The 26,416-nt window shown below is 57.4% G+C and carries 22 protein-coding genes; 11 read left to right on the top strand and 11 right to left on the bottom strand.

The window, feature by feature from the left end; genetic code table 11:
* Positions 1–9: 9 nt before the first annotated feature.
* Genes V7660_RS00950 through V7660_RS00935 form a run of 4 tightly spaced genes read right to left on the bottom strand, consistent with a single transcriptional unit; the run spans position 10 to position 4,225 of the window.
* Positions 10–723, bottom strand: a complete 714-nt coding sequence (locus V7660_RS00950) for a flagellar hook-basal body complex protein (protein WP_335601244.1) — start codon at positions 721–723, stop codon at positions 10–12.
* Positions 723–2,471, bottom strand: a complete 1,749-nt coding sequence (locus V7660_RS00945; protein ID WP_335601243.1) for a hypothetical protein — start codon at positions 2,469–2,471, stop codon at positions 723–725. The genes V7660_RS00950 and V7660_RS00945 overlap by 1 nt, the downstream gene beginning before the upstream one ends.
* Positions 2,471–3,337, bottom strand: coding sequence for a flagellar motor stator protein MotA (gene motA / locus V7660_RS00940; RefSeq protein ID WP_335601242.1), 867 nt, complete (start codon positions 3,335–3,337; stop codon positions 2,471–2,473). The genes V7660_RS00945 and motA overlap by 1 nt, the downstream gene beginning before the upstream one ends.
* A gap of 42 nt (positions 3,338–3,379) precedes the next feature.
* On the bottom strand, positions 3,380–4,225 hold the full coding sequence (locus V7660_RS00935) for a FliM/FliN family flagellar motor switch protein (RefSeq protein ID WP_335601241.1): 846 nt from the start codon (positions 4,223–4,225) through the stop codon (positions 3,380–3,382).
* A gap of 241 nt (positions 4,226–4,466) precedes the next feature.
* On the opposite strand from V7660_RS00935, the gene V7660_RS00930 reads away from it, so the two are divergent.
* The 5 genes from V7660_RS00930 to V7660_RS00910 are packed head-to-tail and all read left to right on the top strand — an operon-like array spanning position 4,467 to position 10,258.
* Positions 4,467–5,327, top strand: coding sequence for a flagellar motor protein MotB (locus tag V7660_RS00930; protein ID WP_335601240.1), 861 nt, complete (start codon positions 4,467–4,469; stop codon positions 5,325–5,327).
* 46 nt (positions 5,328–5,373) lie between these two features.
* Positions 5,374–6,684, top strand: a complete 1,311-nt coding sequence (locus tag V7660_RS00925) for a flagellar hook protein FlgE (protein WP_335601239.1) — start codon at positions 5,374–5,376, stop codon at positions 6,682–6,684.
* Between the two features lie 28 nt (positions 6,685–6,712).
* Positions 6,713–8,161, top strand: a complete 1,449-nt coding sequence (gene flgK, locus V7660_RS00920; protein ID WP_335601238.1) for a flagellar hook-associated protein FlgK — start codon at positions 6,713–6,715, stop codon at positions 8,159–8,161.
* Between the two features lies 1 nt (position 8,162).
* A complete protein-coding gene (locus V7660_RS00915; RefSeq protein ID WP_335601237.1) occupies positions 8,163–9,143 on the top strand; it encodes a flagellin in 981 nt (326 codons plus the stop codon).
* A 2-nt stretch (positions 9,144–9,145) separates the two neighbouring features.
* Complete coding sequence (locus V7660_RS00910) at positions 9,146–10,258, top strand: flagellar basal body P-ring protein FlgI (RefSeq protein ID WP_335601236.1); 1,113 nt, start codon at positions 9,146–9,148, stop codon at positions 10,256–10,258.
* A gap of 44 nt (positions 10,259–10,302) precedes the next feature.
* On the opposite strand, the gene V7660_RS00905 is transcribed toward V7660_RS00910, so the two are convergent.
* The 5 genes from V7660_RS00905 to fliF form a co-directional block, all read right to left on the bottom strand.
* Positions 10,303–11,334: a FliG C-terminal domain-containing protein gene (locus tag V7660_RS00905; protein ID WP_335601235.1), complete on the bottom strand. Its 1,032-nt coding sequence runs from the start codon at positions 11,332–11,334 to the stop codon at positions 10,303–10,305.
* Positions 11,335–11,411: 77 nt separating this feature from the next.
* Positions 11,412–12,194, bottom strand: a complete 783-nt coding sequence (fliP, locus tag V7660_RS00900) for a flagellar type III secretion system pore protein FliP (protein ID WP_335601234.1) — start codon at positions 12,192–12,194, stop codon at positions 11,412–11,414.
* A complete protein-coding gene (locus tag V7660_RS00895) occupies positions 12,178–12,501 on the bottom strand; it encodes a FliM/FliN family flagellar motor switch protein (protein WP_335601233.1) in 324 nt (107 codons plus the stop codon). The genes fliP and V7660_RS00895 overlap by 17 nt, the downstream gene beginning before the upstream one ends.
* Positions 12,501–13,070: a hypothetical protein gene (locus tag V7660_RS00890; protein WP_335601232.1), complete on the bottom strand. Its 570-nt coding sequence runs from the start codon at positions 13,068–13,070 to the stop codon at positions 12,501–12,503. The genes V7660_RS00895 and V7660_RS00890 overlap by 1 nt, the downstream gene beginning before the upstream one ends.
* Complete coding sequence (gene fliF, locus V7660_RS00885; protein WP_335601231.1) at positions 13,063–14,583, bottom strand: flagellar basal-body MS-ring/collar protein FliF; 1,521 nt, start codon at positions 14,581–14,583, stop codon at positions 13,063–13,065. The genes V7660_RS00890 and fliF overlap by 8 nt, the downstream gene beginning before the upstream one ends.
* A 179-nt stretch (positions 14,584–14,762) precedes the next feature.
* Here fliF and V7660_RS00880 point away from each other — a divergent pair, with 179 nt between their 5' ends.
* From V7660_RS00880 to V7660_RS00870, 3 genes are read left to right on the top strand one after another with little or no spacing between them, the layout of a single operon-like run.
* Positions 14,763–15,209: a flagellar basal body-associated FliL family protein gene (locus V7660_RS00880; protein ID WP_335601230.1), complete on the top strand. Its 447-nt coding sequence runs from the start codon at positions 14,763–14,765 to the stop codon at positions 15,207–15,209.
* 4 nt (positions 15,210–15,213) lie between these two features.
* On the top strand, positions 15,214–15,729 hold the full coding sequence (locus V7660_RS00875; RefSeq protein WP_335601229.1) for a hypothetical protein: 516 nt from the start codon (positions 15,214–15,216) through the stop codon (positions 15,727–15,729).
* Positions 15,713–16,318, top strand: a complete 606-nt coding sequence (locus V7660_RS00870) for a MotE family protein (RefSeq protein ID WP_335601228.1) — start codon at positions 15,713–15,715, stop codon at positions 16,316–16,318. The genes V7660_RS00875 and V7660_RS00870 overlap by 17 nt, the downstream gene beginning before the upstream one ends.
* A gap of 38 nt (positions 16,319–16,356) precedes the next feature.
* On the opposite strand, the gene V7660_RS00865 is transcribed toward V7660_RS00870, so the two are convergent.
* A complete protein-coding gene (locus V7660_RS00865) occupies positions 16,357–17,127 on the bottom strand; it encodes a response regulator (protein WP_335601227.1) in 771 nt (256 codons plus the stop codon).
* Between the two features lie 454 nt (positions 17,128–17,581).
* On the opposite strand from V7660_RS00865, the gene V7660_RS00860 reads away from it, so the two are divergent.
* Positions 17,582–20,779, top strand: a complete 3,198-nt coding sequence (locus V7660_RS00860) for a PAS domain S-box protein (RefSeq protein ID WP_335601226.1) — start codon at positions 17,582–17,584, stop codon at positions 20,777–20,779.
* Positions 20,780–20,801: 22 nt separating this feature from the next.
* Here the strand turns inward: V7660_RS00860 and V7660_RS00855 are convergent, their stop codons facing one another.
* On the bottom strand, positions 20,802–21,803 hold the full coding sequence (locus tag V7660_RS00855) for a LacI family DNA-binding transcriptional regulator (RefSeq protein WP_335601225.1): 1,002 nt from the start codon (positions 21,801–21,803) through the stop codon (positions 20,802–20,804).
* A gap of 242 nt (positions 21,804–22,045) precedes the next feature.
* Between V7660_RS00855 and V7660_RS00850 the strand changes: the two genes are divergently transcribed.
* Positions 22,046–23,977 (top strand): sodium:solute symporter family protein, encoded by a 1,932-nt coding sequence (locus V7660_RS00850; protein WP_442910007.1) that lies wholly within the window; start codon positions 22,046–22,048, stop codon positions 23,975–23,977.
* Positions 23,978–24,085: 108 nt separating this feature from the next.
* Complete coding sequence (locus V7660_RS00845; protein ID WP_335601223.1) at positions 24,086–26,416, top strand: glycoside hydrolase family 3 protein; 2,331 nt, start codon at positions 24,086–24,088, stop codon at positions 26,414–26,416.

Here is a 26,416-nt window from a genome sequence, read left to right as displayed (position 1 = left end):
TAGCCAGCCTCACAGCTGGCGCATCGTCTTGATCAACTGGTTGATCCGCTCATCTTCTTTTTCAATCAGCGACTGTCCGGCTTCATAGGCGCGCTGCACTTCGATCAAACGCGAAACTTCGAGGATGGAGGAGACATTGGACTGCTCCAGCGTGCCCTGCACCACAGCTGGCTCTTCCACTTGCTGGTAGCCGCCTGGTGCAGCGAACATGGTGCCGCCTTCCTGATTGATTTCGCCGTCCGCAACGACGACCGCGACCTGTCCCAGAATTTCTTCGCCCGAAGAAATCGTGCCGTCCGGAGCAATCGATATACGGGTCACTTCCTGGGGTATCGCGATTGCGCCGCCGCCTGCGCCCTGAACCTGGTGGCCGAAGGCATCGATCAGATTGCCATCTGCTGAAAGCTGGAAGGCGCCCGCCCGGGTCAGCCGTTCGCCCGCTGGCGTATCCAGGACGAAAAAGCCTTCACCATGAATGGCGAGATCGAACTGCCCGCCAGTGTGTTTCATCGCACCTTGGCTAAGATCGAAATTGTGACCGGCCAGACTACCCATGGACAAGCTTCCGGACTCGTCGCCCGTGGCCGCAATATGCTCGGCAAAAATGGCATGATTGGATTTGAACCCTGTCGTGCTTGAGTTCGCCATATTGTTGGCGATCACCTGCATCTCTCGCAGAAGGCCGTCTTGCCGGGTCAGGCTCGCATAAATCGCATTGGACATCAGGGTGTCTCCTGAGAATGAGCATCCAGCGCCGAACCGATCTGGCGAAGATGCTCCGGGATCTGACTCAGCTTGATGCGTTGAAGGCGGGGTTCGGCCTTGCCGAACTTCAATGCCAGGACCGCGTCGACGCGCAGACGGTACTCTTCCTGGGTGATGCGCTCGGCGGCCGAATAGACCGCCGCCGGAAGGATCCAGTTGCCGGAGGCCGCATCTGTTTCGATAAGATCGACCACGGTTTCTGTGTCCAGCGCCACTTTTGAACCAACCCTGGCCAGCCAGGTCCGGTCATTCATCAAGATAGCGCCCATCGCCGCAAAGCGCATGACGTCCGGATTTCCGGGCCGAGTTTGGGTGAGGTCGCGCAGGCTCGCAAAATCCTGCATGCGGAAAGCCAGAGCGGCGCGACCGGAAACCAGGCTTTCGCTTTCGCGAATGTCCTGAGACAAGGTCGTCATGACCGTCATCAGGCCCAGCGTTCCTGCGAACCGGGCGGCAGACTCGGTCACGTTGTCCTGACTGGCATTGCCGGACAGGATATCCTTGTTCTCGCCGACGGCGCTCATGGCCGCGAGGCTTGCCAGCCGGTCTTCGCCCCCAAAATCTTTCTGGAGCCGGGCAACCAGCTGATTGCCCAGCATCTTGTGGGTCTCCGGATCCTGCATGGCCGGAAGCTCGGCAAGTTCGGAAATCATTTCATAGTCCGATACCTCGCCCGGACCTTTCAGCATGGTTTCAAGGCTGGCTCGGACGTCAGATCCGCGGGGCAACCGCTGAACATTTTCAAGAAGCTCCCCAACCAGTTCTTCCTGCAGGTCTGCTTCCACCGGCAAGCCATGCCGCATCAGCACCGCTGCCGCCTGAGACCGCAATTCCGGCACCTGCAGGAATTTGCGAAGCGCTTGTTCCCGCTCAGGACCACCCTGATTCAGGTCGAGGACCGCACGATTGAACGACAGGCTGGGCGCGCGCCTTACTTCCTCGGCAGAGAAATCTGCCATCAGTTTTTCCGCCAGGAGCGATTGTCCCATGCGATCCAGCGAGGGCACGGCCAGCGATGCTGTCCGGATCTTCAGCCGATAAGGCAGTCGCCTATAAGTCATCAGGTTGAGATCGAGAAGGTTGACGCCCTGCTCATCGAGCAAGGACAGGCGTGCGAGGGATAACCAGATGTCCCCGAACATGTTGCAGGCCGCAACCTGCTCAAAAAGTTCAATTTCGGATACGGCCCCATTCTCAAGCAGGTGGGTCAGATTCCGGATGTACCGGCTGTCAGGATCTTCCATACTGGAAACCTGCAAGCGCGCTTCGGCATACAGGCCGATGGACATGTATGCCATCGCGACGTCTGCGGGCGTCAGGCTGCCCCCGGTTACGACCTGTTCTGCGCGCCAGTTCAAAAAGTCCTCATACGAGGTGAATTCTTCGAAGGGCTGAGTGTCTAGGACCGTGTCGGTAATACATGCGGAATCCACCTCCACCGGCGCGGCGGCATCGGCTGGCGCAAGCCGGCCACGGAAGAGTTGCGCGGGCGCAGGTACCGGCACCGGCTCAGCCGCCGGGAGCGGTCCGGTAGGGGTCAACAGCCCCTCCCCGATCGCTTCATCTACGAAGTCGCGAAAATGTTCCGAAAGCTCATCGGCTTCCGCCGCGCGCGTCTCCTCACCCGCCGCAGACGGGGCCTCTGCAAACGCCGAGAAGCCCGCCAAAAAAGCGAGCCCGGCAAGGAGGGGGAGACGGCGGGTCATCAGGCGGCCTGTTTCAACCCCCGAATGGCTTCCTCAACTTCATTGAAGGAGGGGCGAACACGTGTCGGCGCATGTCGGCGCGCGACCTCGACACAGATGTTGACCGGGTTCTTGTGCAGGTTCGACACGAGCACCTCACCGATCATCGAGTAGAAATTGTGCTCTTCCAGACGGATGTGTTTCACGCGGGACGCAAACGGCCCCACGATGCCATAGGCCAGAAACACGCCGAGGAACGTTCCGACCAGTGCGCCGCCGATCATGCCGCCAAGGATTTCCGGCGGCTTGTCGATGGACGCCATCGTCTTGATGACGCCGAGAACAGCCGCAACAATCCCGAGGGCCGGCAAGGCATCAGCCATGTTTTGCAGGGCGTGCGACCCGTGCAGCTTTTCCTCGATCAGGCTATCCAGTTGCTTTTCCAAGAGTTCTTCAACCTGGTGAACATTGTCGAAGTTCATGATCATGGAACGGATGGTGTCACAGATCATCTCTATCGCGCGCTTGTCCTTGAGGATCTTGGGGTATCTGGCAAAAATCTCGGATTCCTGCGGCGCCTCGATATGCGTTTCAATATCGACCGGATTCTTCTTCAGGACGTTCAACAGCTCATGCATCAGGCACAACAGGTCCTGATAGTCCGTCTTCTTCCATTTGGGGCCTTTGAAGGCGGCCATCATGTCTTCGCCGGCATGCTTGATCGTGGTCATATCATTGCCAGCGAGAAAGGCGCCTGTGGCGGCCCCGCCGATCATCATCATCTCGAACGGAAGCGAGTGCATGATGATATCCAGATGTCCACCGGCAAGCATATACCCGCCAAAGACCATCACCACCGTGACAACCAGACCTGCTATTGCGTTCACCTATACACTCCTTCGATTCCTCCGCCGACAGCGGGGATTTGTTCAAATTTCCGCAATTTCCCTGATGACGTTCTCCGCCACCGGCAAGCGCAACTTCAGCGCCCTGAACCCTTTCCAGGCGCCTAATTCGCCCTGGCTGATCGGCAGAGACCCGCTGACCGTGTCCGCGCTCAGGACCAATTTGTCCATCTTGGCGCCGGGCAGCGCGATCACCTGCCCAACCTCCATTCGCGAGCACTCACCGATTGTCATGGACATGGAGTCGAGCACGGCATCCAGAACGACTGTGGTGCTCCGCACCCGTTTCCGGAGAACGTCTCGGCCACTCAAATCCTGTGACACAGGCGCTTCCGTACTTTCCTGAAGCGTGCGTACGATTTTCTTTACGTCTTCCATCTTCAAGACCAGTTGGATTTCGGGAGTGTCTTCATCCCCTTCGATCAGCCAACTGTCCTCGCCGCCGTCACCGCCCAATGTGTAGAGGAGGCAGAGATAGGTTGTGTCTTGGCCGAACGTGTCGCCGGATGCGGAAAAGTCGGCCAGACGCAAGGAAGCGGCAGGGGCCAGCTTCGTGGCCGACGCCCCCATGCGCAACCACAGCGCCCGCGCCGCATGCTCGGACATCAGTCGGAGAAACAGGTCAGGGGCGTTCTTGAGGCTGCTGGCGTCCTGCCGTAGCCGCGTCGCTGCATATTTGCGGGCCCCGGGCGTATTGATCGCAACGGCAACAACTGGTCCTTCGGCCTCCGAGGCCGAAACGAATGCATAGGATTCCTCAAAACCCACAGCCGATTCGTTCCCTGTTAGGACTTTGCGGCTAGAAATCGTGGGAACGATGGTTAAGCCGTAGACTTCCTGCGCCCATTGGCCAATGGCGAGGGACAGCATGCCCCATAGGGCTTCGCATTGCCCTACGGACGGAGGTAACCCTCCTCCAGCCCCTATCTTTTTCTGTAGCACAGACGACACAACGAGCCCACAATTCTGAATCCCAGTTCCGTCTGGTAGGATTTCAGTAATTTGGTTGCTGAATGGTTACCAAGACCAGACCAAACGACCTGACGGGATTATCCGTAATTTGATTTAGCCCTGATATTACGGACATTCTTGAACTCAGGGCGGATTCCAAATGGTCGATCCCAAATCGGCAAACACGCAACCTATAATCATCAAGCGCAAGAAGGTGGTCAAAGCTGACGGCCATCATGGCGGCGCCTGGAAGGTTGCCTATGCTGACTTCGTCACCGCCATGATGGCGTTCTTTCTCCTGATGTGGCTGCTCAACGCCACTACGGAAGAACAACGCAAAGGCATTGCCGACTATTTCAACCCGACCATTCCGATCAGTCGAATTTCCGGCGGCGGCTCGGACGGCCTGAACGGCTCATCCATGTTCACGGAAGACACCTATGCCAAGATGGGCACCGGCGGCACGCGTCAGCAAACAGTCGACGCCCCGAAGGATGATGCAAAATCCGGCGCCGAGGCCAACACGCAGGAGATCGCGGAGAACCTCCACAATCTTCGGGAAGAACTGAGCCAGAAATCGAAACGGCTGTCCGATCACCTTCTGATCAAGATGTCTCCTGAAGGCATGGTACTCGAAGTGATTGACTCTGATAGCTCCCCCCTCTTCGCTGTGGGCAGCAGCAACCCGACCCCACTCCTGGAGGAATTGCTGGCATCGATCTCCGGCTCGCTCGACGCCTTTCGAAATGACATCAAGATCGTGGGACATACCGATAGTTTGCAATACCGTCTGAATGCGAACTATGACAATTGGAACCTGTCCACGGACCGGGCCAATATCATTCGCAAACTGCTCCTGGAGCAGGGCATGATGCCGTCGCGTCTCCGCGAGGTCTCCGGCCGCGCCGATACTGACCCCCTTGCCCCGGATAATCCATCGGCCTCCCAGAACCGGCGCATCTCGATTATCATCCTGACGGATCAAGACCCCAAAGGTGAATCAAGGTTATCTGCTTATTAACAAATGCACTCCACTGATAGAGCCACATCTGTCGTAGGAGTCGACCATGAGCATTTCTTCATCCCTTAATGCGGGTGTGATGGGGCTGAACTCGAATTCAAGCCGCCTTTCCGCCATTTCCGATAACATCGCCAACTCATCAACGTATGGATACAAACGTAGCCAGGTTGATTTCTCGAGCATGGTTCTGCAACAGCAGTCCTCTGCTTACGCCGCAGGCGGCGTCCGGGTTACAGCCTTCAAGGACATTGCCGCAACGGGATCGCTCATCTCTACCGGCAACGCAACTGACCTTGCGGTCTCGGGCCGAGGTTTAGTTCCGGTTACGGATAATACGGGCGTGAACTCGCTCTCGTCGGAGCGCAGCCTGATGATGCTTCCAACGGGCTCGTTCTACGCGGACGAAAGCGGCAACCTCCGGACTCAGAGCGGGCTCTTCCTGCTTGGTTGGCCTGCGAACTCCGACGGAGAAATCGGCAATGTCAGCCGTAATAGTGGTACCGACCTCGAGCCAGTCAACATTGCGGCATCCCAGTATACTGCCTCTCCAACATCCCGCATCGAACTCGGCATAAACCTTCCGGCCGATGCTACCACAGCCGGTGGAACAGGTGAGAGCTACACTCTGCCAATAGAGTACTTCGACAATCTGGGTCGCGCCCAAACACTGTCATTGGAATTCAGTCCGAACGTTCCCGCATCAGGATCCAGCAACGCCTGGTCGGTGGAGATATTCGATAGCGCTGGCGACCCAGCCGTTTCAATTGGCGATCTGTCCGTCAACTTTTCCGACAGCGCCGTCAATGGCGGTCGTATCGACACTGGTGGTGTAACTGCCTCCAATGGCGCGACCTATGATGATACGACCGGCACCGTAACGCTGAATCTGCCCCACGGTGATGTCGAGGTGTTCATAGGTCGACCGAATGACAGCGCTGGTATCACTCAGCTCTCCGCCAATTTCTCGCCGACCTCGGTCAGCAAGGATGGCGCGCCGATAGGCGACCTTCAATCGGTGGAGATAGACGAGAATGGATACCTCCAGGCGATATACAATACCGGCTTCCGCCGTACGCTCTACCAGATTCCGGTTGGCGACGTTCCGAACATGAACGGCCTGAAGGCACTGGACGGCCAGGCCTTCCGCGTCTCTGCGGAAAGCGGAAACCTCTATCTCTGGGACGCAGGCACCGGTCCCGTGGGCAGCATCGAGGGCTACGCTCTGATGGAATCCACCACTGATATCGCTGCGGAATTGACAGATCTGATCGAAACGCAGCGCGCTTATTCTTCCAGCGCAAAGATCGTTCAAACCGTTGATGAGATGCTTCAGGAAACAACCAATCTGAAGCGCTGATCCACCCACCTGACAGGCGAGCTCTGCTTTGAGTATTTCCCACGCCATCAACGCGGCCCAATCCGGCCTGAAGGTCTCTGGCCTTCGGGCCGACATTGTCGCCACGAACGTCGCAAACGCATCAACGCCGGGCTATGTCCGGCGTTCTGTGTTGTTGGGCGAGACGCTTGTTGGAGGACGGACCAGCGGGGTCACGGCGACCGGCGTCACCCGGTCTGCGGACGCCGCGCTCACCGCCGAGCGGCGGACCCTTTCCAGCGATGTGGCGCAAGCCAGTCTGATGTCCAGCACATGGCAGGTGCTGTCCTCCCGCCTTGGAGATGACGCCGAAGGCACCGGCCTGTTCAGCAAGTTCTCCAAGTTTGAAGCGGCCCTGTCGGCGTCTGTGACGTCTCCCGAATCCGGAACCCAGCTTGCCGCCCTGCTTGACTCGGCAAACGCGGTCGTAGCCGAGCTGAACAGCCTCTCGAAACTGGTGAGCCAGCAACGTTCGGAAGCGGATCGTGAAATTGCTGACGGCGTCAATGTCGTCAACAAGGCTCTCAAGCAGATTGAAGAGCTCAACGGCTTGCTGGTCGGCGTTGACGGGTCAACGTCTCAAGCCGCCGCGCTGATGGACGAGCGTCAGAGAACGCTCGACGTGATCGCGGAATACTTGCCCATTGAGGTGGTTCCGCGCGCAGGCGGCGCAATAGACGTTATCACCGTAGAGGGCGTCTATCTGGTAGCTGGCAAAGCCAAGCAACTCGAATTTTCGCCAGCCAACTCGTTCGGCGCCGACATGACCTTGGACAGCGGCACTCTATCCGGTCTGACGATCGACGGCCAGAACCTGACGCCCGGCGCATCAAGCTATGCGGCCGTGTCCAGCGGCATGTTCGGGGCGCTCTTCACATTGCGTGATACCGACCTGCCTGCCTTCGGGACGCAACTGGATACGGTTGCAAACGACTTGGTTACCCGGTTGTCGAATGACTCCATTGATCCCACGAAAACTCCCGGCGATTTCGGCCTCTTCGTCGATACGGGCACTCCGGGCGCCCCCGGCCTGGCCGGACGGATCGACATAAACGCCCTGATTGACCCGAGCCAGGGCGGCAGCCTCTGGCGCCTGAGGGATGGCGTGGGCGCCGCCGTCGAAGGTCCACCGGGGGACAATTCGATTCTCTCTGCCATGTCTGATGCCTTCACCAAAATTCAGTCCATCGATTCGAACGGCATCCAGGGCAGTTTTTCCGCGGCAGAACTTGTCGCGCACGTGGCCTCCATTACCGGGCAATCACGTATTTCTCATGAATCCGTACTCTCCTCGGCCTCGACTCAGCATGACCTGCTCATGGAGGCCGAACTCTCGGAAACCGGGGTCGACATAGACAGCCAGATGCAGGATCTGCTGTCCATCGAACAAGCCTATGCCGCCAATGCGCGAGTAATCGAAATCGCCAACCAGATGATGCAAAAGCTGATGGATATCTGACATGGACCGCTTTGCTATTTCTTCCGGCCTCATGACGGCCAGCCTCAGCCAGCACATTTCTGAGCTCCGCTCCCAGATTGGCCAGACATCTACCGAAGCCACCACGGGCCGGTATGAAGACCTTACACTTCACCTGTCCGGCCGAATCGGAAAGGCGATGCTAAGCCAGAAGGCCCTGACAGACATTTCCACGGATCGAGAAGTCCTGAACCTTCGTGCGACACGCTTGTCGTTGATTCAGACGAGCCTTGGCACAGTTCAGGACAGCTCCAGCGGCATTGCCGCGAACATGTTGAGCGCGATCGGCGGCGAGCATGAAACGGAAATCGGCATCGCCGCCCGCGATGCAAAGACTGCCTTGTCCGCCACTCTGTCTTCCTTGAATGCGCGATATGGCGACCGCTTCCTGTTTTCAGGAGACGCCACAGCCACCCTGCCCTTCCCGGACCAGACCGCTCTGTTATCCGACCTCGAACTGATTGCAGACACAGCCACCGGCGCAGCAGATTTCAAAACGCAGCTAGATGACTATTTCAGCTCTCCCACCGGGGGCTGGCTGCAAAACATCTACAAGGGCAGTCCGACAGCGTCTGACGCTGAAAGCGTGACAGCCGATAATGCCGCTATCAAGTCCCTTATCAGGGATCTCGCGGTTCTGGCCATTTCCGGTCCGGAGGGAAGCCTTGCTTCCTTGGGCGGCTATTCAGACCTCGTCAAGGATACATCCCTGAGCCTGTCGGCAAGTGAAACAAAAATCACGAATTTGCGCGCCGACCTGGGTGTTTACGAAGAGCGTAACGCCATCAGCTTGAAAACACTCGACACGGAAGAAACACTTCTGAATGCGTCGTTCAACAATCTGACCGCGCGCGACGAATATGAAGCCGCAACCGAGCTGCAGTCGCTCCAGACAACGCTTGAGGCCTCCTACATGATCACAGCACGCCTGTCTCAACTCTCACTCCTGAATTATCTGGGCTAAACATGATGCTTCGGAAAACACTTCTCATTGCCGCACTCTGCTTCAGCCTTATCGGAGTGCCTTCCTCGTCCGAAGCCCAAACGCGCATACGGGATGTGGTCGATGTCGAAGGTGTCCGGCAGAATGACCTGATCGGCTACGGCATCGTAGTCGGCCTGAACGGAACGGGCGATTCTGTCCGGAATTCACCCTTCACCGAAGACTCCCTTACCTACATGCTCGAACGCCTTGGCGTGAACGTGCAAGGCGAGGACATCAAGCCGAACAATGCCGCGGCCGTCTTGGTAACGGCGACCCTGCCCTCCTTTGCGCGAAATGGTTCGACCATTGATATCTCGGTCTCTTCCATCGGGGATGCCAAAAGTCTCGAAGGCGGCACGCTCATCCTCACCCCGCTCAAGGGCGCAGACAATGAAGTCTATGCGGTAGGCCAGGGCAGCATCATTGTATCCGGTATAGATGTGCAGGCTGCGGCTGCCCGTGAGACCCGCGGCACGCCGACCGCCGGCGCCATTCCGAATGGGGCGCGTATTGAGCGCGAGATCGGGTATGATTTCAATGATCGCGACAGCCTCACCCTCGCCCTGCGCGATCCGGACTTCACGACCGCCGCGCGGATCGAGGATGTCATCAATTCAGCCTATGGCGCGCCGGTTGCCTATACCCGCGATCCCGGCACTGTCGATCTGGACCTGCGCGGGATTGAGGGCTCGCCCTCTCGCATCCTTGCCGATATCGAGAATTTGCCTGTCAGCGTATCGGTTCCGGCCCGCATCGTAATTGACGAGAAATCCGGCACCATCGTCCTCGGCGAAGATGTGACGATTTCCAAGGTGGCGATTGCCCAAGGCAATATCTCTATCAAGGTTGTGGAAAGCCCGGTCGTGTCCCAACCGAACCCATTTGCGCGGGGGGAGTCGATCGCCCTGCCCCGCTCACGCATTACGATTGGTCAGACCGGCAGCAAGAATATCGCCATGCTGAACCCGAATGTCTCTCTCTCGGAACTGATCTCGGGCCTCAACGCACTGGGCGTGACCCCGCAGGAAACTGCCGACATCATCCGCACGATGAAGGCTGCCGGCGCCCTGCACGCGGACCTTATCATCCGCTAGAGCGGGCCGACCCTTTCCAGATTGTCGTGGGAATGGCCTGGAGCCTATTCGTCTTCTTCAGGCTTTCCTACCTTGATGGCACCCTCGCGCTTGAGCGTCATCAGAGACATCAGAAATTGACGCTGGATTTTTTCGGCTTTCTCCGCCGAGACCTGCGGCACGTCTTCCAACTGAAGGCGATACTGGTCTGCCAGGCGCGATGAAATATTGCTCAGCAGATAGTCCGACACTTCGGCGCCACCCTCCCGCAGACTTGCGAGAAGCTGAGTCATGGTTTCATCGCCCAATTCGCGGAATACCACGGCCACGGCTTCGCGCGGCAGAATTTCTGGAAGACTGCCAATGGTGAACATGACGCGTTCGATGCTCTTCAGCTTGCTCTCATGCTCACTGTTCAGGAACGCAAGAATCCGGTCGCGCTTGTCGCTTGGCACAAGGCTTAGCATCTCACCAATCACTTCAAGGTGCGCCGTGTCTTCTGCCGCTCCGGCTTCCGGGCTCGTATTGTTGAGCAATTCGATCTCGACCATGTGGGCCAAGACGGAATAGATTTCCGGTTCCGGAGGTTCATCTTCAACAAGATGACCGACCACTGGATCGAGTTGGTCATCATCAAGGAAGCCCACAATCTCGGAGGCCGCCGCCACATCCAGCTTTCGCAGGATGAGCGCGATGATGTTGGGGGTCAGCGTACGGAAATATGCCGCCGCCTGCTGTGGGTCATGGCGTTCCAGCCGCTCCCACGTATCGCCCGTTTCTTCGACGACAATTTCCTCTTGCGGTTCGCCTATCCCATAGATCTGGTCATAGCGCTTCTGGTCGAGAATATTGGCGATGACTTCGCGGGCCTTGTCCTGGCCGCCTGAAAACGATCCGCTTGCCGCGCGCAATTCCTTGAGGAAATCGACCGCGATTTCGACCAGTTGCTCACGCGGGAGTTTGGAGACCGTCTCAAGGGCAACGGCGACTTGCGCCATGGTCTGGTCGTCAAGGCGCTCCACGATGGGGCGCGCCTCGGCTTCACCGAGTATCGCGATCACCACTGCAGCCTTCTGGGCGCGCGTCAGTGTGATCATACCCGGGGCGCCAGCCTGTGCGCCCGTTCTGGCAACGGCTTGCCGTGTAGCTGGTTGTTTCAATTCAACGACCGAACTCATCCGGCATACCCTCGCAGAAGTGCTTCTGTTATTTTCAACCAGCCATCGGCCAGAACTATGAATCCAACCTTAAACGGTAGCGAAACCACGGTCGGCGGGACCATCATCATACCAACTGCCATCAGGACAGAGGACACGACCAGATCGATGACAAGGAAGGGCAGGAAAATCACAAAGCCGATCTGGAAGGCATGCTTGATCTCGGACAGCATGAAGGCCGTCGACAGAAGGGCAAATGTGGGCTCCTCCCCGTCCACCACCGGACGGTTCACGGCATCGGCAAGGACGGGAATGGTTTCAGGATCGACGCGCGCGGTCATGAATTCGCGAAAGGGCGTCGTTGTGGCCGTCCAGGCCTGGGCCTCGTCGATCGTGCCCTCCATGTAGGGCGAAATACCCGTAGACCACGCCTCCATGAAGGTGGGCTCCATTACGAAGAAGGTCAGGAACATGGCGAGCGCCATGATAAGCATGTTTGGTGGCGCCTGCTGCACACCGATGGCCTGACGCAGGAACGAGAACACGATGATCATGAAAGGCAGGCAAGTCGCCATCATGGCGATGCCCGGTGCAAGGCTAAGTACGGTCACCAGGACCAGCAGGAGTACCACAGACCCGCTTAACCCGCCCTCGCCACCATTGCCGAGGAATCCGTCCGGGATGGAAATCTGCGCCGGATCGACGGATTGCGCGTAGGCTGCCCCCGACACGACGTACAGGAGAATTAGTATGAACAAGCCGCCCGCAAGGCGCGGCAGATGTTCAAGTCCCCGCGGCATCGGGATCCTCCGCGATCTCCGTGATCTTCACGCCCAGGCCGCCCTCTTCCGTTTCGATCAGTTCACCGCGCGCGATGAGCCGGTTGTCGACTGACAAGGAGACAGGGTCCTCGATCCGGGCTGAAAGTGCGATGACCGAATCCGGCTTCAGGTCGAGGATTTCGGAAACGGTCAGCCGTTTCTGTCCAATCGAGACGATCACATTGACGGGAACATTGTAGATGGATCGGGAGATCTTGCCGCCCGGCAGGGCTTCATCCTGCTCAACCATGCTTTCATCCGAAGGCGTCATTTCAGGAATTGCCATCACAATGTTTCCTTTTGGTGCGATTGAATGGATTGCAGTCGGCTCATGCAGGCCTCCAGCAATCCGTCGAATTCCAGGGACACGCCTCCGGTAACCCACGAGACTTCCACATCCTGACGTGCAGAAGCGGGGGCCGGAGAGACCGCGCACAGACTGGCAAGTTTGTTTGAGCGCTGCACAATGTCCTGGATTTCATTTGCGAGGGGTTCAGGTGCTGTAATCTCCACACGATTTGCAGATTCAGGCAACAGGCTCGGCAATTGCAGGCCGATTTCCTCTGCAAGAAAGGTTTTCGACAATTCCGGAAACAGCCTTTCTGCAATCGCCGTTACCCATGATGTCGTCTGGGCCAGCACCCGCTCATTGGTACGCTCGACTTCGTCCGACAGGCGCTTAAGCAGAATTTCCACGTTCGGATCAAGTTCCGGTACAATCTCGACCGGTTCTTCAGGCATCACATCCTGAGAACTTTCTTCCGGCGGCGCAGAAGTCCCGATGCTCATAGCCCCGGCCACATGGTCCGGGGATTGATCAAATCTCGGAAGGTTGGCGAACGGCGACTCACTCATTGACTAGCGCCTTCCGGTCCTCGTTCAACCATTCCTGAAGCAGGCTGGCCGTCTCATCCTGACGCTCGCGCGTATAATCCTTGAGATAGTCCAGCGCATCCGGGGCTTCGTTCGTCAATGCGGGAGCAGCGGCCGCCCCGACCGCCGTATCCAGACCGGATTTCGGGCCCTGGGACAGCAAGGGCCGCACGACGCCAAAACCGAGGACGATCACCACAAGGCCGAGCAGGATCGCCTGCAGGGCGGACCAGAAATAGCGCTCGGTCAGCGTCTCGACGAGGCCGGGAGCGGGCGTGAGCTCCTCGACTTCCATTTCCTGGAACGGCATCAAATCCACCGTCAGCGAATCACCGCGATCCGCGTTCAGGCCCGCGCCCGAGAGGATCAGCTGTTCGAAGTCAGAGACCAGGCTGCGCATCAGCGGCGCCGAATCCTCGGCATTGGCATCAAAGCCCAGCACTTGCTCGTTGAGCAACACAGCGACCGAAATGCGTTCGATTTCCCCCGGCAGGGTTTCGGTTTCCCGGCGAGTTTCGTTGATGTCGTAAACGACACTTTCGGTGGAGTTCTTTACCGTGCTGTTGCCGCCACCTGAGCCACCTGCCCCTTGGGGCAAATTGCTGGAGACCGTCACGCCGCCACCTCCTCCGCCACCACCACTTGCTTCGCTGATGTCATTGCTGGTGCGGTTGCGAATAACGCGTGAGTTCGGATCGAACACGACTTCGGAGACGCGCTGGCGCTGGCGGTTGACATCTACCGTCACAGATACGCGCGCATTGCCCGGGCCGACTCGGGCTTCAAGCAGACGCAGGATCTTCTGTTCCAACTGGCTGGATTGGCCCTCCGCCATCACACCAGGCTCTTCCATCCGGTCGACATTCGGCCCGGCCAGAAGACCACGCTTTGGATCGATCACAGCCACATCGGTAGGCTCAAGACCCGACACAGCGAGCGCGACAAGATATTGGATCGCTTCCGCCTGGCTGGCGCTGACCCGGTTACTGGATACCAGAGTCACCGAAGCTGTCTGTGACGGGCCTGACCTTGAAAAGCCGGAGCGCAGGCTGGCCCCGATATGCACCCGCGCCGACGACACGCCCGGAATGGCCAGGATGGTTCGGGTCAGTTCGCCTTCCTTGGCCCGCCAATAGGTCGCGTTGTACATTTCCGACGTGACCGAGAAGCCGTTCACATCGTCCAGTAGTTCGTATCCCTGCACGGATTGTTGCGGCAGCCCGTCCTTTGCGAGCGAGAAGCGAACCGAATCACGTTCGGAATTTGGAACGAAGATCGCCTCGCCACGAATCTCGTAGTCGACTCCGCGTTTTTCGAGTTCAGCAATCACTTCGCCCGTGTGCATCGGATCGAGTCCGGCATAGAGCAATCCCATAGGCTGTTTGACGGCGCCTTGCATCAGCATCGTCATGGCAATCACCACACCGGCTAGCGCGCCTGCAAGTGCGAGCTTTTGCGCCATGGATAGCGCCTTCAGTGTGTCCAACAATTTCATAGGCCAGAAAACCCCGATCCCAACGCCCCAATCAATTAGTTAACATTTTCCCCGAAATCATTAACGCTTCCTTTACCCAGAAATTAATATGCGTTGTCAGCGGCATTTTTTGCAAAGGTGTGGTCTTGGCTACAGATTCAGACACAGAGCCTCTTGAGAAAAAGTCGTCCGGCGGTGGCTTGATCCCTCTAGTCGTCCTGGCTGTCGTCAGCATGGCTGGCGCGTTCGGTGTCGTATACTTTCTAACGCCCAGCCCGAATCCTGCGGCCCTCGCATGCACACCAGGCGCGAACGGCACGGCGGCGCATGTCCCGCTCGCGCTGGAGGATCACGTCTATGTCGAGTTGCAGGAAATCCTTGTCACGATCGGCAACGAGCCAGCCACACGCTACGTGAAGATCAAGACGTCTGTAATTTCCGACAGCAGCCATATGGGGGCTGTCAAGAAAGCCGAACCCATGCTGGTAGATGCGTTTGTCGGCTATCTGCGGGCGCTTCAATTGTCGGACTTCGAATCAGCCGACTTCTATCCCAAAATGAGGGAGCAACTTGCGATGCGATCCGAAATCGTGCTCGGTGCGGACACGTCGCACGGCGTGCTCGTAACCGAATTCCTACTACGGTGAGATGATGCCTCTCGATCCCTCCGACATCGCGCTCTTCCTCGTCTCATTTGCGGCGTGCCTGTATTGCGCCTTGCTCAGCCGGCGGCTGAAAGCCCTGCAGAATACCAAGGATGGGCTCGGCGCCTCGATCCGGGCCATGTCCGAATCAGTTGCTGCCGTGTCCTCCGCGAAACACGAGGCGCAGGCTCAATCCGGAGAAATCGCTGTTCGATTGACCGCAATCCTTACCGAAGCGCACGAGGCTGGCAAGAAACTCACCGAGCTGAAAGACGCCCTCGAGATGAAGGACCGCGAAACCTCGCGCCGCATCCAGGCTGCCGACGCGGAAATTCGCGGCACCATGCGCGATGCGCTCGCACAATCCTCCGACCGGGTCGCTGAGATCACACGACTTACCACACGCCTGGAAGGCGTTGCCAACCGGGTTGCCTCCAGTCTGGACAGTTCAGACTATCTTTTCGAAGACGACGACAAGGCCAAGACCAAAAGGGTTTATGAGAGCTATGGGCATAAAGAATAGCGGGCGCACACACGTTCTTCTCACCATCGGGGTCCTGTTCACGATCGCAGGCGGCACACGCTGGTTACCGCAGGCCTTTGCAACGACCGGGGCTGATTCCCTAAGCAGCCGTCCAGCCGACGCGCTTCCCAAGAGCTACGTTGATGATTCCGATATGGTCAGGAAGGTCTGCCTGACCGGCGACCTTGTCGAAGCGATGGAACAGGACCAGAAAAGTATTGAACAGCGAATTTCCGACCTGCGGACAGAAGAAATACACTTCCAGAACCGCAAGATGGAACTCGACCAGCAGGCAGAGGATCTAAAGGTCATTCAGCAGCAGCTGGACGACAGATGGCAGCGCATGGCGGAGGCCGCCAATCAGGACATCCAGCACCTTGCTCAGATGTATGGGGCGATGAAGCCAGACCAGGCGGCCGGTATCTTCAACCAGATGGATGCAGGGTTCGCAGCCGGCTTTCTTCGTCTCATCCCGAGCGATCAGGCCGGACTTATCCTGGCGAACATGGAAAACGAGAAAGCCTACATTGTCAGCGTCAAGATCGCGTCCACGAACAGCGATCTACGGAATGACATGCTAACGCCCTAGACGGGACCTTTAGCGAACGGCGCACATTCTTCCGCCCCTCAGGCGAAGATGGACATGTGAATATTGATCGCGCGATTCACCGCTTCCCGAACTCGCCAGATATCAAAGGGTTTGGGAACGAGTCCGTCCCGTCCGGGAGATCCCGCATCTTCAAGTCGCTCAGGGTGCGCGGTAATATAGATGGTGGGCACATCATAGCCGAGCGTCTCGCGAATCGTGGTGACCGCCATTTTGCCACAGACTTCTTCGCCAAGTTCAATGTCCGATAGTATAAGCCCGAAACTCTGCTCGCCTGCAAGCTTTACGGCCTCGTCCCGGGTGTGAGCGACTCCTGCCACCCAATGACCGGTCTGCTCCACCAGAACAGATAGCAACTCCGCCATATGAGGCTCATCTTCGATGATCAGGACGCCCGTTCGCGTGGCCGCATGGACAACCGTTTGTACGCGGGCGAGCACCTGCCTGATTTCTGGCTCATGCAAGCCAGTGATACGAGACAGTTCTGGAATATTGAAGCCACCCACAATGCACAATAACAACACCCGGCGCTCGATAAGCGTCAATTCATGCAAAATTGGATGGGTGCACTCGTTCTCCATACGCTCCTGAGCCAGAGGGTAGAGCGCTTCGTCGAGCTGTTGAAACAAGGATGTGCGGTCCATACCGCCCATATCAGAGAATGTGGCAGTTTCGATCAGTCCTTGCAGAACGTCACAAACAGCCTGGTCGCCCTCATCGGTCGTCCCCAGCAGGAGCTGGGCATAGGATCTCAAGGATCTGAGTTCTGAAGATACGATATCGGAAAACATCTCAGCCTCTTACGTCCCGCATCTCAACCTGAGGATTACAGCAAACCGCGCGCCCGATCATTTCGACAAAGAAATTTCGCCCAATGCGGGAAAATTGATGACCTAAACTCAATTGAAACAAGTTTCCACACAAATCCGCAGTTCACTTGCAGTCGCCGCAGGAAGACGGACGCTGATGATATCGCTACCAATCCCTGGGTATATTCGCCGCCCTCAGGAGTTGGGGCGTGTTGACATGACCAGATACGAACCTCTCGACCGGCCTACTGAGCGTCCCATTCCGCTCGCCTCACCCGTGTTAAGATAGTCTTGCCTTGTTTTTGTTCTAATTTGAAACTGTAAGCTTGGCGGCATTCAGCGTTCAGGTGATTCATTCTACGATTGGTGGTGCGTAATCCCACCATATCTTCTGTGTGCACCTCTATACGAACAATCCTAATTGCAGATTTGATCCATGTCCCATCCAGACCCGGCCATTCCAACACCCTTCGGACGATTCCCACGTCTTCGAGCCCCTCTTGTCTCGCTCGCCCGGAATCTTGGGGTAGGGGTACTCGTCTTCGTCATGGCAGCCACGATGATTGAGTTCACACGAGGTGCCGGACGCGTGGCCACCATCTGGCCGGTCAATGCAATACTCATTATCCTGTTTTTGAAAACCCCCAGAAAGAGCTGGGCTTCGCTTCTCATCTCAATGGTAACCGGATTGTTCCTGGCCAATCGTTTCGCCGGGGACGATATGCTTCGCGCGGCCGTTCTGGCGCTCGCCAACCTGACCGAAGTTTGCTTCGTAGCCTACATCTTCACCAATCGGCGCAAGATCCGCTTTATCAGCCTCGCTGGCATGTCCACGCTGGTTGTGGGTGCCTTTGTGGGATGCCTCCTATCGTCCTTCGTTGCGGGGATGGGATTGTCGGCCACAGGCGAAAAGGTCATCCTTCCCGATGCACTTCTATGGTTTTCAGCAGATTTCCTCGGCATCATCCTGTTCGCGCCCATCATCTGGTCCCTGGCAGACCGATCCCGGAAATTCGTCAGCACAGCCCCTGACATTCAGTACATTCTCAAACTCGGACTACTATGCGCCACGACCTTCTTCGTCTTTGCACAGAGCGACTATCCTTTTCTCTTCCTTGTCCCTCCCGCTCTCGTATTTCTGGCTTTCAGCGGGGGAGTAAAAGCAGCGGCCATCGGGCTGCTCATGATCACAGCCATTTCCCTGCCGTTTACACTGGCGGGAACGGGTCCGATCAGCCTGATGTCCTCTGACTTCACCTCCAAAATTCTGGCTCTGCAATTGTTCCTGGCGACCAATTCTATTCTGGGGCTCGCGATCGGCGCGGCCGCTTCCGACCGTCGTCGTCTTGTGAACCACATCAAACGCTCTCGGGAACGACTGACACGCAAATCCCGCGAGCAGCAGGAAATGCTGACAAAGGCGCGTCTCGCCGAACGTATGGCAGGCGTCGGACATTGGACCCTTAACCCCCTCACACAGGAAGTGGTTTGGTCGCCGGAAGTCTATGCAATACACGGCGTAACCCCTGAAGAATTCAATCCGATGTATGGCGACGCCATCATGTTCTATGCAGAGGAGGATCGCGACCGGGTCCGCGGTCTGGTTCAGCGCGCGGTCAGCCAGGCACAAGGGTGGGAATTTCAAGCAACTATCGTGAGGAAGTCGGACGGCAAAAGGCGCCGGGTGCGGTCAATCGGGGACTATCTCACAAACGAGACTGGAAAGGTCGAGCGCGTCTTCGGCGTCTTCAAGGATGTCACTGACGAACAGACCATGATGGAAGCCCTCGCCACAAGTGAATCCAAGTATCGAACCCTTGCCGAAAATTCGACCGATATTATCGTCAAGTTTGGCATGGATGGAATCATCACTTATGCCTCTCCGGCCTGCGAAATATTGGGTATCTCACCGGAGGACGCTATTGGTCTCTCAACGCTGGATTTCACAATCCCGGAAGATCGAAAATATGCCACCGAGATCACCGAGGATTTGTTCAAAAGTAATGAGATCGACCCATCTGCACAGAGAGAATTCAGAGCACGAGACAAGAATGGTGACATCATCTGGCTCGAAGGAAATCCGAAAATAATCAAGGAGGGCGATGGTCACGCACGTGAAATCATTTCGACCTTCCGCGACATCACAGACCGTAAGGAGCGCGAACAGGCTCTAGCCGAAGCGCGCGCTGACGCTGAGGCCGCAGGCAAAGCGAAAGCTGAATTCCTCTCCAATATGAGTCACGAGATCCGCACTCCCCTGAACGGTATTCTGGGCTTTACGCAATTGTTGGGCGAAACATCCCTCGATCAAGAGCAGAAACTATTTGTTTCTCGCGCCATGTCTGCAGGACACTTGCTGCGCGATATTGTCAACGACATCCTGGACTATTCAAAAATTGAAGCCGGACGGGTTCAACTGGAGGAGCGTGCTGTCGATATTGCCCGTGTCGTCCAGGAGACGATCGACCTTGTACATGCGGGCCGGAACGGCAAGACCGTGCCCATGACGTCCCACGTTGAAAGCCAGGCAGCCTATCTCGACGAGGTGCGGTTGAAGCAGATACTCACCAATTTGATTGGCAATTCGGCGAAGTTTACCGCGGAAGGTTCTGTACAGGTCCACGCGGCCATTCAAGACGGACACCTGAGAATTGACGTCACCGATACAGGTCCCGGCATTCCGGAATCCAAGCTGGATAACGTGTTCGAGGGCTTCAAGCAGGCGGATAACAGCGTCACGCGTAAATTTGGCGGAACAGGCCTTGGCTTGTCTATCAGCCGCTCCCTGGCGCGCCTTATGGGTGGGGAACTTCATTTGGAGAGTAAACTCGGTGAAGGCACGGTCGCAAAACTGGTTCTGCCCTACAAGCCGGCGGTCTTGCCTGTGCAGGACTCCCACGGACCGATATCGTCGCGCCTTCCTGCAGGAAAATTGCGAGTAATGGCCGTCGATGACGTCTCCATGAATTTGGAGCTGCTGGAAATTGGACTCGGAAAGTTTGGCCACTCAGTCCACGGATTTCTCTCCGCTCACGAAGCACTTGCATCGCTGCGAAATGGCGACATGTATGACGTGATCCTGATGGATGTCCAAATGCCAGAATTTGATGGCATCGCCGCTTCGGGGGCGATCCGGGCCCTGCCAGGACCTGCGCGAAACCTGCCTATTGTGGCCCTTACGGCGAACGTGCTTCCGGACCAGATCGCGCAATGTGTCGCGGCCGGCATGACCGACCACGCGGCCAAGCCGATCGATATCATGCATCTTAATGCGCTGATCTCCTCGCTTTCCCCCACAAAGGCCGTACCTGTTTCCGAGACCGAGCCGATACCTCTTGCTAATGACCCGCTCGAGAAATTAAAACTCAAATACAAGGACTATCTGGCAGGCATACCTTCCGAGTTTGCAACAATCCTGAACCAGGAAGACCGCAGGACAGCCCTCACAGAAATCCGGAATCTGTGCCACTCGATCGCAGGCACCGCCGGCAGTTTTGGCTTCGGTGAAGTCTCAGAAGCCGCCTTCTCGCTTGAATCTGTTGCCCAGAAGACGAGTAAAAACGGCCTGTTTACAGATGAGCTAGTGGACAGCCTGAGCGAGTTCATCCGGGTGACCGAGCAGGTTGTAGTCTGACTCCCGCATTGAGCAGACGACCCTAAGGAAGTTTCTGGACACTAGCCCGCACAACGAGTTCTGTCGGCAGCATTTCGTGTACCTGCGGCATGGTCTGGCCCCGCAACATATCGCACATCAGCGACATGGCGACTTCGCCAATCTGTTCGGCCGGCTGCATCACGGTCGTCAGGGGTGGTGTGCAGTACTTACCGAATTCGATATTATCGAAACCGGAAATGGACAGGTCGTGAGGCAGGACGAATCCTTGATCATGGGCCGCGCGGATGGCGCCAATCGCGATTTCGTCACTCATGCAGAACAAGGCCGTAAGGTCCCCTTTCCGTGCCAATAGGCGCATGGCTGCTCTTTCGCCCCCTGCCATTGAATAGGCATCATATTCTACTGCCTCCTCATCAAAGGGCACACCCGCCATCGACAGACTGTCTTTGAACCCGGCCAGCCGCTCCTGGGTGACGACACGGTTTTCGAGCCCGGCGAGGACTCCGATGCGGCGGTGCCCCTGAGACAGCAGGTAACGGGCCATCATCGCCGCCGCTTTCCGGTCATCGATTCCGACCGTGGGATAACGGCCCCGCGGGTCAGCACTGATCGCCTGTACAAAGGGGATCGCGCACTGCTCCCCCTCAGGATGCAGTTCGCTGAGCGGCCGCTCTCCCAATTGTATGACGCCATCCGCGCGAGAGGTCTCCACCATTTCCACGCCAACGGTTTCGATTGCCGCGTTGTCGCCTGTATCCGAAACAATCAGATTATACTTGTTCTCGACCGCTACGCGCTCAATGCCGGAGACGACACGAGCAAAGAGAACGTTGGCAATATCTGGCACCATGACCAGCACGGTATTGGTCCGTTTTTCACGGAAAAGCTGAGCCAGCGAACTTGGCTTGTATTTCAGCTCATCCGCGGCGGCCAAGACGCGATGAAGCGTCGATTCCGACAGTTTGCTGGGATCTGAATACGCTCGTGACACGGTCGCAGGGGATACACCCGCGAGCTTTGCGACATCCCTGATCTGAGCCATTCAATTCCTCCCACGAGCCTTTTGGCTTCTTGAGGTCCCGGCCCCGGTATCCAGTAGCGCACCGAAACTTCTGTCTCATCAAACACCATGATGGCTTGCAATGAAACCGTTTGTAATGAATGTTCTTGGGGTCAGGCGTGCTCAGAATAACGCCGGCCTCGGTTCGCGAGGCTGCAGAAAAATATACGCGGCGCCACCTGGGGCAGTGCTGAGTGGCCCTCGCAAGCAAAGGGGCCGGAGACTTGAGTTTGCATCCTATCGATATGGCGGTGATCGCGGCATATATCGGGCTGACACTCTTCATCGGTTTCTGGATTTCCAATCGAGCGAACACAGGATTGCGCAGCTATTTCCTGGGCGGCAACCGTTTGCCCTGGTACGCGCTCGGCCTGTCCAACGCCTCCGGCATGTTCGACGTGGCCGGCACGATGTGGTTGGTATCCATTCTCTTCGTTTATGGGCTCAAGAGCATCTGGATCCCTTGGCTCTGGCCAGTCTTCAATCAGATATTCCTGATGGTATTCCTCTCGATCTGGCTCCGCCGATCAGGCGCCATGACAGGCGCGGAATGGATCACGTTCCGCTTCGGAGATGGCCCAGCCGCACGCTTGAGCCACCTGATCATTGTTCTCTTCGCACTGATCTTGGTGCTCGCTTACATGGCCTATGGTTTCCTTGGGATTGGGAAGCTTGCGGTCCAGTTCATTCCTATCGACCTCGCCGGCATGTTGCAGCTCGACCTTTTCCTCCCCGTCAATTTGCGGGCGCCAGATCTCACGGGCGATCTCCTGGCACAACGTGAAGCCGCGATGACGGCCTTGAACGAAAAAGCCTTTGGCGTCTTCCTGATCTTCCTGACTTCCCTCTATGTCATCAAGGGGGGCATGTACTCCGTCGTCTTCACGGAAGTCCTGCAATTCATTGTCATGACCATTGCCAGTATCGGCGTCGCGGTGATCGCGATGTTGCATGTGTCACCCGACATGCTGGCTGCTGCCATACCGGATGGGTGGACCAATCCCTTCTTCGGCTGGGAGCTTGGCCTCGACTGGTATGACTTGTTGCCATCGGCGGATACCAAGATCGCCAAGGAGGGGTATTCGCTCTTCTCGATCTTCTTCATGCTGGTCCTGTTGAAAGGCATTTTCACATCGCTCGCCGGACCCGCCCCGAATTATGACATGCAGCGCATCCTGTCTGCACGAGGTCCGATCGAAGCAGCCAAGATGAGCGCGCTGGTCAGTATCGTGCTGAACCTGCCGCGCTACCTGCTTATAACGGGCCTGACCGTGCTCTCTCTGGTCTATTTCAGTCCCTATCTTCGGGACATGGGAGCAGACGCAGATTTCGAAGCGGTGCTGCCATTCGCTCTGCGCGAGTTCATTCCTGTCGGATTGCTGGGCCTGACGCTGGCCGGCCTGCTTGCCGCCTTCATGTCGAGTTTTGCAGCCCCCCTCAACGCCGCCCCCGCCTACGTCGTGAACGACATATACCGCAAATACATCAAGCCCGACGCGACCGATAAAACCTATCTGCGGATGAGTTATATCGTCTCCACGGTCTTCGTGATCATCGGCACCCTGTTCGGCCTCTTCCTAACCAGCATCGACACCGTCATCAACTGGATCACGGCGGGCCTTTATGGTGGCTACACCGCAGCCAATATCGTCAAATGGTATTGGTGGCGCATGAATGGCTATGGCTATTTCTGGGGTATGCTGACGGGAATCCTCTTCGCACTCATCCTGGGCATGCCCCAAATAGATATCAATCCGCTCCAGGCCTTTCCCTTTTTCTTTGCCGCCTGTCTGGTCGCCGTCATAGCCGGGTCGCTGCTAACGACGCCAACCGAGATGGAAACACTGGAACGGTTCTACCTCAAGACACGGCCTTGGGGCGCCTGGGGGCCGGTTGTGGAATCGCTCGCCGGCAAAGGGCAGCCTGTGTCCCGTAACCCGGATATGAAGCGAGATCTTGCCAACGTGGCCGTGGGGATCGTGTGGCAAACCGCCTTGATCTGTACCCCAATTTTTCTGGTGATCCAGGACTGGCCAAAAATGCTCGCCGCTCTGGCAATTCTCGCAATCACCAGCATTTTCCTGAAGCTCCACTGGTACGACCGGATGCGCGACTATCCGGAAGATTTCACCCATACAGAGGAGGCGGCGCCATAATCCTGCGCCGGGCCTAAGCTCATGACTGATCCCTCCTCCACGACACTCACCCTTTCGCACTGGCCGAAACCGCATCCCCCCAATCTTCACTGCCCAAAAACGGAAGGGATGATCACTCGCATTATCGACTGGCTGACGCCTTCGCAAAAAGTCGGGCAGATCATCCAGGCCGACATTGCCTCTGTGGCCCCTGACGATGTCGCGGCCTATCATCTTGGCGCGGTGCTGAATGGAGGAAACTCCGCACCGAAGGGTAACCAGCGCGCCAGTCACGCTGACTGGCTTGACCTGGCCGATGCTTATTGGACCGCTTCCATGCGCGCAGATGGCCCCCGTATACCCGTGCTCTGGGGCACGGATGCTGTACACGGACACAATAATTTGGTTGGTGCGACCATCTTTCCCCACAATGTCGGGCTGGGCGCCACGAGGGATGCGGATCTCGTGGAACGGATCGGAGCCGCCACGGCTCGGGAGGTTCGCGCAACGGGCATGGATTGGACGTTCGCCCCCACAGTCTCGGTCGCACGCGATGGCCGGTGGGGGCGCACCTATGAGGCCTATGGGGAATCTCCTGAACTCGTCGCAGAACTCGGCGCGGCTTTGGTGCGCGGCCTGCAAGGCGTTCCGGGCGAAAGACCCTTTCTGGGCTCAGACAAGATAATTGCAACCGCCAAGCATTTCATCGGGGATGGAGGAACGCGCGCTGGCAAGGACCAGGGAGAAACAGTCGCCACCGAAGCGGAAATGCGGGACGTACACGCCTCCGGCTACTATTCGGCACTCGATGCTGGGGTCCAGACCATCATGGCCTCATTCTCCAGCTGGGGTGGCCGCAAGATGCATGGCCACCAGGCCTTTCTGACGGATTTGCTCAAGACCTATTGGGGCTTTGATGGTGTCGTCGTGGGCGATTGGAATGGACACGGACAGATTGTTGGTGCGAGCCCCACCGATTGCCCGGACGCCCTGATGGCCGGCCTCGACATGTATATGGCCCCTGAGAGCTGGAAAGGTCTCCACGTTTCGCTGCTGCGCCATTTGGAATCGGGGCGCATATCTGTAGAGCGTCTGGACGACGCAGTCCGCCGCATATTGCGTTTGAAATTTCGTGCAGGGCTCTGCTCCCAACCGATGCCAAGCGAGCGGCCTCACAGTGCCAAGACGGGTGTAGTCGGATGCAAGGCACATACAGAGCTCGCGGCCGAGGCCGTTCGCAAATCCGCTGTGCTCCTGAAAAACGCAAACCAAACCCTTCCGCTCCAATCACCGCAGCATATTCTGGTGACGGGACAGGCAGCGGACGACCTCGGCATGCAATGTGGCGGCTGGTCCCTTTCCTGGCAGGGGGGGAATCTGGAACATATGGATTATCCGCAGGCGGAGACCCTCCTCTCAGGCATTCGGCGTGTTGCAGTAAAAAGGGGCAGCAAGGTATCCTATGCGCGGGACGGGCAATTCGGTACAAAACCCGATCTCGCCATCCATGTGTTTGGTGAAGCGCCCTATGCGGAATTCCGGGGAGATTTGTCGACTTTGGACTTCCAGCCAGCTAATAGTGAGGGTCTCGATATCCTGAAGCGGCTACAAGACGCCGACATTCCGATTGTCTGCATCTTCCTGTCCGGCCGCCCCCTATGGGTCAACCCGGCGCTAAATGCGTCAGATGCATTCGTAGCCGCCTTCCTGCCTGGTACGCAGGCCGGCGCACTCGCGGACCTCCTGTTTGCCACTGATGGGACTTCCGATCATGACTTCACTGGCAAGCTGTCCTTCTCTTGGCCAGAACATGCAGACCAGTATGATCTGAATGTCGGCTCGCAGCCCTATACCCCCTTGTTCCCCTACGGATTTGGACTCTCCCTCAAGGACAACGGCAATCTGCGCATTCTCCATGAGAACCGCAGGCCTTTTAAACCTGATCATGGCATCATATTCGCGCACGGCACGGCGGGGGGCGGCTGGTCTATCCAACTGGACGGAGCCAGCAGACCGGCATCATGGCAGGGGGGTACAGAGCGGTCTCCATCGGGAGCGGTCGAGCTGAAGGCGGCAGATCTCGGCCAGCAGGAGAACGCCATTGAAATAATCTGGACAGACGCGCGAGTTGCGCCCGTCATCTTTTCTCATGAGCCGCTTGACCTGACGCGTGAGACAAATGCCGGGTTCTGTTTCACGCTGACGACGTCAAAATATGCCGTCATTTCCCACGATCCCATGCTGTCCATCCATTCGGGAGCCGGGCGCACAGAGGTTGGACGCCTGTCCCGTCTGGGGTCACATATGTGCGCCGGTATGACTCTCACCTTCGAAATCCCTCTGAGGACATTGGCTGAAGCCGGTGTGGACGTGTCCCACTTCGAAGGCATTGAATTGTCGGCCCGTGCGCCGGCCCGGCTCACCCTGTCACATCTGGCACTGGTGATGCCGAACGGGTGA

The organism is Hyphomonas sp. (assembly GCF_036964145.1).
GTDB lineage: Bacteria > Pseudomonadota > Alphaproteobacteria > Caulobacterales > Hyphomonadaceae > Hyphomonas.
Note: the sequence above shows the minus strand (reverse complement) of the source record. Positions and strands in the feature narration are given on the sequence as shown.